Consider the following 7,577-nt stretch of genomic DNA (forward strand, 5'->3'; position numbering starts at 1 on the left):
GGGCCGGCCGGGGTCGTCCAGCCAGTACGGGACCGGCTGGGCGTCGGAGAGCGAACGGATCCACTTGTACCGCTGATTCATGGCGCTCGGGGCCATGATTTCAACTCCCTACGGTTATGCCTTGTGTCTGTTGCGGCGATTACCGACGGCCATGGAAGCCAGGACGAACAGTACGGCGACGACGAACATGGCCGTCCCGATCACATTGATCTGAACGGGCGTTCCGCGCTGTGCCGAGCCCCAGACGAACATGGGGAAGGTGACTGTCGAGCCGGCGTTGAAATTGGTGATGATGAAGTCGTCGAAGGAGAGGGCGAAGGCGAGCATGGCGCCCGCCGCGATTCCCGGCGCCGCGATCGGCAGGGTGACCCGGACGAAGGTCTGGAACGGGCCCGCGTACAGGTCCCGCGCCGCCTCCTCCAGTTTTGGGTCCATCGACATCACGCGCGCCTTGACGGCCGTGACCACGAAACTCAGGCAGAACATGATGTGCGCGATGAGGATCGTCCAGAAGCCCAGCTGGGCGCCCATGTTGAGGAACAGGGTGAGCAGCGAGGCGGCCATGACGACCTCGGGCATCGCCATGGGCAGGAAGATCAGCGAGTTCACGGCGCCGCGGGCGCGGAAGCGGTAGCGGACCAGCGCGAAGGCGATGAGCGTGCCGAGGAGGGTGGCGCCGAGGGTCGCCCAGAACGCGATCTGGAGGCTGACCGACAACGAGCCGCACAGGTCGGAGACCCCGCACGGGTCCTTCCAGGCGTCCAGGGAGAACCGCTGCCATTCGTAGTTGAAGCGCCCCTTCGGTTTATTGAAGGAGAACACCGTGACGATGACGTTCGGCAGCAGGAGATAGGCGAGCGTCAGCAGTCCCGCGATGACGACGAGATTTCTTTTCAGCCAGTTGACGAAGGGCATTTAGACCAGATCCTCCGTCCCGGACCGGCGGATGTAGAGGGTGACCATGAGAAGGATGGCCGCCATGAGGATGAACGAGAGTGCCGCGGCGGTCGGATAGTCGAGCACTCTCAGGAACTGCGTCTGGATGACGTTGCCGACCATGCGGGTGTCCGTGGAGCCGAGCAGGTCGGCGTTGACGTAGTCGCCGGTGGCCGGGATGAAGGTCAGCAGCGTGCCGGAGACGACGCCCGGCATCGACAGCGGGAAGGTCACCTTGCGGAAGGTCGTCCAGGGACGTGCGTACAGATCACCGGCGGCCTCGTGGAGCCGGCCGTCGATGCGCTCCAGCGAGGTGTAGAGCGGCAGGATCATGAACGGCAGGAAGTTGTACGTCAGTCCGCAGACCACCGCGAGCGGCGTGGCGAGGACCCGGTCGCCGGCGGTCCAGCCGAGCCAGCCGGTGACGTCCAGGACGTGCAGCGTGTCGAGCGCGCCGACGAGCGGGCCGCCGTCCGCGAGGATCGTCTTCCAGGCCAGGGTGCGGATCAGGAAGCTGGTGAAGAACGGCGCGATCACCAGGATCATGATCAGGTTCCGCCAGCGGCCCGCGCGGAAGGCGATCAGGTACGCGAGCGGGTAGCCGAGCAGCAGGCACAGGATCGTGGCGGTGCCCGCGTAGAGCACGGACCTGACGAACTGCGGCCAGTACGCGGACAGCGCGTCCCAGTACGTGGCGAAGTGCCAGGTGACCTTGTAGCCCTCCTCCAGGGAGCCCGTCTGCACGGACGTGGAGGCCTGGTAGATCATCGGCAGCGCGAAGAAGACCAGCAGCCAGAGGATGCCGGGCAGCAGCAGCCAGTACGGGGTCCAGCGGCCCCTGCGCCTCGGGGGTTTCGGCTCGGGGGCCTCGGGTGCGAGCGGCGGTGGCGCCTCGGTGAGTGTCGACATCAGGCCGCCTCTTCCACTCCGGCGTCGGCGTCCTGGTCCGCGTCCAGGCCGAAGGTGTGGGCCGGGTTCCAGTGCAGGACGACCTCGGCGCCGGGCACCAGCCGCGGGTCGCGGTCGATGTTCTGGGCGTAGACCTCGAAGTCCGTACAGACCGGGCTGTCGACGACGTACTGCGTCGAGACGCCGATGAAGCTGGAGTCGGCGATCCGGCCGGTGATGCGGTTGCGGCCGTCGGGTATCTCGCCGGCGTCGTCCGCGTGGGTGAGGGAGATCTTCTCCGGGCGGACGCCGACCAGCACCTTGCCGCCGGTGGTCGCCGGGGCGGAACAGCGCGCCTCGGGCAGGACGAGCTTGCCGCCGCCCGCCTTCAGCACGATCTCCTCGCCGCTCTTGGAGTCGACCTCGGCCTCGATGAAGTTGGAGGTGCCGAGGAAGTTGGCGACGAATGTGGTGCGCGGGTTCTCGTAGAGGTCGGCCGGTGAGCCGAGCTGCTCGACGCGGCCCGCGTTCATCACGGCGACCGTGTCGGCCATGGTCATGGCCTCCTCCTGGTCGTGCGTGACGTGGATGAACGTGATGCCGACCTCGGTCTGGATGCGCTTGAGCTCCAACTGCATCTGGCGGCGCAGCTTCAGGTCGAGGGCGCCGAGCGGCTCGTCGAGCAGGAGCACCTTGGGGTGGTTGATCAGCGCGCGGGCCACGGCGACGCGCTGCTGCTGGCCGCCGGAGAGCTGGTGCGGCTTCTTGCGGGCCTGCTCGCCGAGCTGGACCAGGTCGAGCATCTCCTCGACCTGCTTCTTCACCGACTTGATGCCGCGCCGGCGCAGGCCGAAGGCGACGTTCTCGAAGATGTCGAGGTGCGGGAAGAGGGCGTAGGACTGGAAGACCGTGTTCACGGGCCGCTTGTACGGCGGGAGCGCGGTCACGTCCTGGCCGCCCAGCGAGACGGTGCCGGCGGAAGGTTCCTCCAGGCCGGCGATCATGCGCAGGGTGGTGGTCTTGCCGCAGCCGGAGGCGCCGAGCAGGGCGAAGAAGGAGCCCTGCGGCACGGTCAGGTCGAGCGGATGGACGGCGGTGAAGGCGCCGTAGGTCTTGGATATGCCCGTCAGGCGGACGTCGCCGGTGGGGTCTGTCTTGTTCGTCATCTTGGGTCACGCCCCCGTCAGCTTCGCGAACTTCTCTTCGAACTCGGTCTCTTCCTTCGAGCTCAGCGAGCGGAAGGCGTGCGACTTGGCGGCCATGGCCTTGTCGGGGATGATCAGCGGGTTGTTCGCCGCGTCCTCGTCGATCTTCGCCAGTTCGGCCTTCACGCCGTCGACGGGGCACACGTAGTTGATGTACGCGGTGAGTTCCGCGGCCGGCTTCGGCTCGTAGTAGAAGTCGATGAGCCGCTCGGCGTTCGTCTTGTGCCGGGCCTTGTTGGGGATCAGCAGGTTGTCCGTGGACGTCATGTAGCCGCTGTCCGGGATGAGGAAGTCGATGTCGGGGCTGTCCGCCTTGAGCTGGACGACGTCACCGGCCCAGGCGACGCAGGCCGCGAAGTCGCCGCTGGTCAGGTCCGAGGTGTAGTCGTTGCCGGTGAAACGGCGGATCTGTCCCTTGTCGACGGCCTTCTGGAGCCGGGCGATGGCCGCGTCGTAGTCGTCGGCGGTGAAGTCCGCCGGGTCCTTGCCCATGTCGAGCAGCGTCATGCCGACGCTGTCGCGCATCTCCGACAGGAAACCGACGCGCCCCTTGAGCTTGGGGTTGTCGAGCAGGTCGGATATCGACGTCACCTCGACGCCGTCGAGGGCCTTCTTGTTGTACGCGATGACGGTCGAGATGCCCTGCCAGACGTACGAGTAGGCGCGGCCCGGGTCCCAGTCGGGGCTGCGGAACTGGGCCGACAGGTTGGCGTAGGCATGCGGCAGGTTGGCCGGGTCGAGCTTCTGCACCCAGCCCAGGCGGATGAGGCGGCCGGCCAGCCAGTCGGTGAGGACGATGATGTCGCGGCCGGTGTCCTGGCCCGCGGCGAGCTGCGGCTTGATCTTGCCGAAGAACTCGTTGTTGTCGTTGATGTCCTCGGTGTACTTGACCTTGATGCCGGTGCGTTTCGTGAACTGCTCCAGTGTCGGGTGGTGCTTGCCGCTGTCGTCGACGTCCATGTACTCGGTCCAGTTGGAGAAGTTCACGGTCTTCTCCTTGGCCGAACGGTCCTCCGCCGGGACGCCGCCCTGCGACTGGCCCGCCGCCGGGATGCCGCAGGCGCTCAGCGTCCCGAGTCCGCCGGCCGCGAGCGCCCCGCCCGCGGAGGCGCGCAGCAGCGACCGCCGGGTGAGGGCGGCCCTGCCGTTTGTGAAACTGCGCCGCATGGCGGCCACTTGGGCCGGGGACAGGCGGTCGGGCTCGTACTGCTCCATGCGCGTGGTGCCCTTTCGGAGGGTGGGCGGCCGTTGGTCAGGCGGCCTGCAGACGACTATCGATCCCCGAAGACGGTGCGGTGCCAGTCCTTGGCGGCCACCGCGGTGTTGTCGAACATGACGTGCTTGATCTGGGTGTACTCCTCGAACGAGTACGCGGACATGTCCTTGCCGTAGCCGGAGGACTTGTAGCCGCCGTGCGGCATCTCGCTGATGATCGGGATGTGGTCGTTGACCCACACGCAGCCCGCCTTGATCTCGCGCGTGGCCCGGTTCGCCCGGTACACGTCCCGGCTCCAGGCGGAGGCGGCCAGCCCGTACGGGGTGTCGTTGGCGAGGGCGATCCCCTCGTCATCGGTGTCGAACGGCAGCACGACCAGGACCGGTCCGAAGATCTCGGACTGGACGACCTCACTGTCCTGGGCGGCGTCGGCGATGAGGGTGGGCCGGTAGTAGGCGCCCTTGGCGAGCTCCCCCTCCGGTGCTTCGCCTCCGGTCACCACGCGCGCGTAGGCCCGTGCCCGGTCGACGAAACCGGCGACCCGGTCCCGCTGCGCGTGCGAGATGAGCGGTCCGAGGTCGGTCCCGGCGGCGAAGGGGTCGCCGAGCCGGACGGTCTTCATGAGCGCGGCCGTCCGCTCCACGAAGGCGTCGTACAGCGGTCGCTGCACATACGCGCGCGTGGCGGCCGTGCAGTCCTGCCCGGTGTTGATGAGCGCGCCGGCGACCGCGCCGTGGGCGGCGGCCTCGAGGTCGGCGTCGTCGAAGACCACGAAGGGCGCCTTGCCGCCGAGCTCCAGGTGGAGGCGCTTGACGGTGGCGGTGGCGATCTCCGCGACGCGCTTGCCGACGGCGGTGGAACCGGTGAAGGAGGTCATGGCCACGTCGGGATGGCCGACGAGGTGCTCTCCGGCCTCCCTGCCGGTGCCGGTCACGATGTTGATCACACCGTCCGGGATCCCGGCGTCCGTGGCCGCCCGGGCGAAGAGCAGCGAGGTCAGCGGGGTGAGCTCGGCGGGCTTGAGGACGATGGTGTTGCCCGCGGCGATCGCCGGGAGGATCTTCCAGGCGGCCATCTGGAGGGGGTAGTTCCAGGGCGCGATGGAGCCGACGACGCCGATGGGCTCGCGCCGGACGTACGACGTGTGGTCGCCGGAGTACTCACCCGCGGAATGGCCCTGGAGAAGCCGTGCGGCACCGGCGAAGAAGGCGGTGTTGTCGATCGTCCCCGGGACGTCGAACTCGCGGCTCAGCTTCAGCGGCTTGCCGCACTGGAGCGACTCGGCACGGGCGAAGTCCTCGGCACGGTCGGCCAGGACCGCGGCGAACCGGTGCAGGGCGTCGGACCGCTCGCCCGGCGTGGCTCCCGCCCAGCCAGGGAAGGCCTCGCGGGCGGCTGCGACGGCCCGGTCGACGTCGGCCGTGCCCGCCAGTTCGTAGCGCAGCACCTCCTCGCCCGACGAAGGGTCGACGACCGCATGCGTGCGGCCGGAGGTGCCCCTGGTCAGGCGGCCGGCGATGTACTGCGCGCCCTCCGCGAAGCGCTCCTCGGCCGGGAATCGGTCCGGGGTGGCGTTGCCCGGGTTGTGCATGTCGCTCTCCTCCGTGTCCCCATAGTGGGGCCGGCGTGGCTCAGGCTCGATTTGAGTGCCGATCCTGACAGAGGGATGCCACTCCAACAAGGGATTCCGTTGTTGATTTTTGGTTACGCGACGGAATCTGTCGACCAGGTGTCGAGTCCGCAGGGAAAACACAGGACGCTGTGTCAGTGGTGCGTGCCAGACTCGCGCGCATGGAGGAGATCACGGGGGAGGTCCGCTCCCGGGAGGCCCTGGTCGGGGCTGTCCGCGCGGGGGCCAGGATCAGGTATCTGCACTTCTGGGGGCACCGGCCGCGGCCGGACGGCCGGATCGGGGCGAGCTGCCTGAGCCAGTGGTGGCCGGCGCCGTTCACGGTGGACGGCGTGGAGTACGCGACGGCCGAGCACTGGATGATGGCGGGCAAGGCCCGGCTCTTCGAGGACGCGGCGGCGGAGCGTGCCGTGCTGGCCGCCGGGCATCCCGCCGAGGCGAAGAAGGCCGGGCGGCTGGTGCGCGGCTTCGACGAGGCGATATGGCGGCGGGAGCGGTTCCGGATCGTCGTGGAGGGCAGCGTCCACAAGTTCGGCGCGCATCCGCAGCTGCGGGAGTTCCTGCTGGGCACGGGCGAGCGTGTGCTGGTCGAGGCGAGTCCCGTGGACCGGGTGTGGGGCATCGGGCTGGCCGCGGACGACGAGGCGGCGATGGATCCGCAGCGGTGGCGGGGGCCGAACCTGCTGGGCTTCGCGCTGATGGAGGCGCGGGCGCGGCTGCGCGAGTCATAAGGGGGCATGAGTCGGGGGCCGGCCCATGGACCGGCCCCCCGTGCGGCAGCGGCTTCAGGCAGCCGCGCCGAGCCCGCCCATGATGCTGGCGAAGAGCAGGAAGCCCAGCAGCGGCAGGATCACGGTGGCGATGATGCCGCAGACCAGCCCGGCGGTCGCCGCGCCCTTGTTGGTGGCCTCACCTCGGGTGGCCCTGCCCCGCCCGATGGCGCCGAAGATGATCGCCAGGATGCCCAGGATCACGCCGAAGAACCACAGCAGGAAGGTCACGCTGCACACCACGCCGATGATGCCCAGCACCAGCCCCGTGGTTCCCATGCCGTTGCTCGGCTGCGCGGGCATCGCGTAGCCGGGCGCCTGGGGGTAGCCCACCGGCGGTGCGGCCGGGTAGCCAGGGCCGCCCTGGGGGTAGCCGTAGCCGGGGCCGCCCTGCTGCGGATAGCCGTATCCGGGGGCCGGCTGCTGCGGGGGCTGGGACGGCGGACCGAACCCACCGGGCGTGGGATTGGTGTTGGACATGACGATCTCCCCTCCGTTGTCAGACCAGGGAATCGTAGTGGCCAAGTCCGCCGCGCAGTACGGCTGTTTCAGTGGTGGGACGGGACGGTGGCGACTGGGGCGCGCGCGCCGTAGTACGGGTCGTCGTACGGCTCGTCGCTGTTGATCGCGGCCGTGATGCCGACGGCTATCAGGACGATCACCGCGATGCCGAGGATGATCCCGATGATGCCCATGATCAGGCCCGCCTGGGCCTGACCGTGGTTGGTGGCCACTCCGGCCTCGGCGCGCTTGCGGCCCTTGATGCCGAAGACGACGGCGAGGATGCCGGTGACCAGGGAGACCACGCCGTACAGACAGAAGAGGGTGCAGGAGATGATGCCCAGCACCATGGCGGCGACGCCCATGCCGTTCTGGGGGGCCGGCGGCATACCGGGCCAGCCGTAGCCCGCCTGGGGGTAGCCGGGGTAGCC

The 7,577-nt window shown here is 68.9% G+C and carries 8 protein-coding genes; 1 reads left to right on the forward strand and 7 read right to left on the reverse strand.

Annotation, left to right across the window (positions count from 1 at the left end; translation table 11 throughout):
• Positions 1-114: 114 nt before the first annotated feature.
• The 5 genes from CA983_RS37730 to CA983_RS37750 are packed head-to-tail and all read right to left on the reverse strand — an operon-like array spanning position 115 to position 5,836.
• Entirely contained in the window at positions 115-915 is an 801-nt protein-coding gene (locus CA983_RS37730) for an ABC transporter permease (RefSeq protein ID WP_086605231.1), read from the reverse strand.
• Positions 916-1,845 (reverse strand): ABC transporter permease, encoded by a 930-nt coding sequence (locus CA983_RS37735; RefSeq protein ID WP_086605232.1) that lies wholly within the window; start codon positions 1,843-1,845, stop codon positions 916-918. It lies immediately after the preceding gene.
• Entirely contained in the window at positions 1,845-2,990 is a 1,146-nt protein-coding gene (locus tag CA983_RS37740; protein ID WP_086605233.1) for an ABC transporter ATP-binding protein, read from the reverse strand. The genes CA983_RS37735 and CA983_RS37740 overlap by 1 nt, the downstream gene beginning before the upstream one ends.
• Positions 2,991-2,996: 6 nt before the next feature.
• Entirely contained in the window at positions 2,997-4,244 is a 1,248-nt protein-coding gene (locus CA983_RS37745; RefSeq protein ID WP_086605234.1) for a polyamine ABC transporter substrate-binding protein, read from the reverse strand.
• 56 nt (positions 4,245-4,300) lie between these two features.
• Positions 4,301-5,836, reverse strand: coding sequence for a gamma-aminobutyraldehyde dehydrogenase (locus CA983_RS37750; RefSeq protein WP_086605235.1), 1,536 nt, complete (start codon positions 5,834-5,836; stop codon positions 4,301-4,303).
• Between the two features lie 200 nt (positions 5,837-6,036).
• Between CA983_RS37750 and CA983_RS37755 the strand changes: the two genes are divergently transcribed.
• Positions 6,037-6,606: an NADAR family protein gene (locus tag CA983_RS37755; protein ID WP_086605236.1), complete on the forward strand. Its 570-nt coding sequence runs from the start codon at positions 6,037-6,039 to the stop codon at positions 6,604-6,606.
• Positions 6,607-6,660: 54 nt separating this feature from the next.
• Here the strand turns inward: CA983_RS37755 and CA983_RS37760 are convergent, their stop codons facing one another.
• Both CA983_RS37760 and CA983_RS37765 read right to left on the reverse strand, forming a co-directional pair.
• The gene (locus tag CA983_RS37760) at positions 6,661-7,125 is read right to left on the reverse strand and encodes a DUF4190 domain-containing protein (RefSeq protein ID WP_086605237.1); all 465 of its coding nucleotides are present in this window, start codon (positions 7,123-7,125) and stop codon (positions 6,661-6,663) included.
• Positions 7,126-7,193: 68 nt separating this feature from the next.
• On the reverse strand, positions 7,194-7,577 hold a 384-nt coding region (locus tag CA983_RS37765), incomplete at its 5' end, for a DUF4190 domain-containing protein (RefSeq protein WP_143645680.1).

Origin of the sequence: Streptomyces swartbergensis, assembly GCF_002148965.1 — a bacterium.
GTDB lineage: Bacteria > Actinomycetota > Actinomycetes > Streptomycetales > Streptomycetaceae > Streptomyces > Streptomyces swartbergensis.

Coding starts and splice junctions, on each gene's coding strand:
- CA983_RS37730 (WP_086605231.1), bottom strand. CDS start 915: ATGCCCTTCGTCAACTGGCTGAAAAGAAATCTCGTCGTCATCGCGGGA.
- CA983_RS37735 (WP_086605232.1), bottom strand. CDS start 1,845: ATGTCGACACTCACCGAGGCGCCACCGCCGCTCGCACCCGAGGCCCCC.
- CA983_RS37760 (WP_086605237.1), bottom strand. CDS start 7,125: ATGTCCAACACCAATCCCACGCCCGGTGGGTTCGGTCCGCCGTCCCAG.
- CA983_RS37750 (WP_086605235.1), bottom strand. CDS start 5,836: ATGCACAACCCGGGCAACGCCACCCCGGACCGATTCCCGGCCGAGGAG.
- CA983_RS37745 (WP_086605234.1), bottom strand. CDS start 4,244: ATGGAGCAGTACGAGCCCGACCGCCTGTCCCCGGCCCAAGTGGCCGCC.
- CA983_RS37755 (WP_086605236.1), top strand. CDS start 6,037: ATGGAGGAGATCACGGGGGAGGTCCGCTCCCGGGAGGCCCTGGTCGGG.
- CA983_RS37740 (WP_086605233.1), bottom strand. CDS start 2,990: ATGACGAACAAGACAGACCCCACCGGCGACGTCCGCCTGACGGGCATA.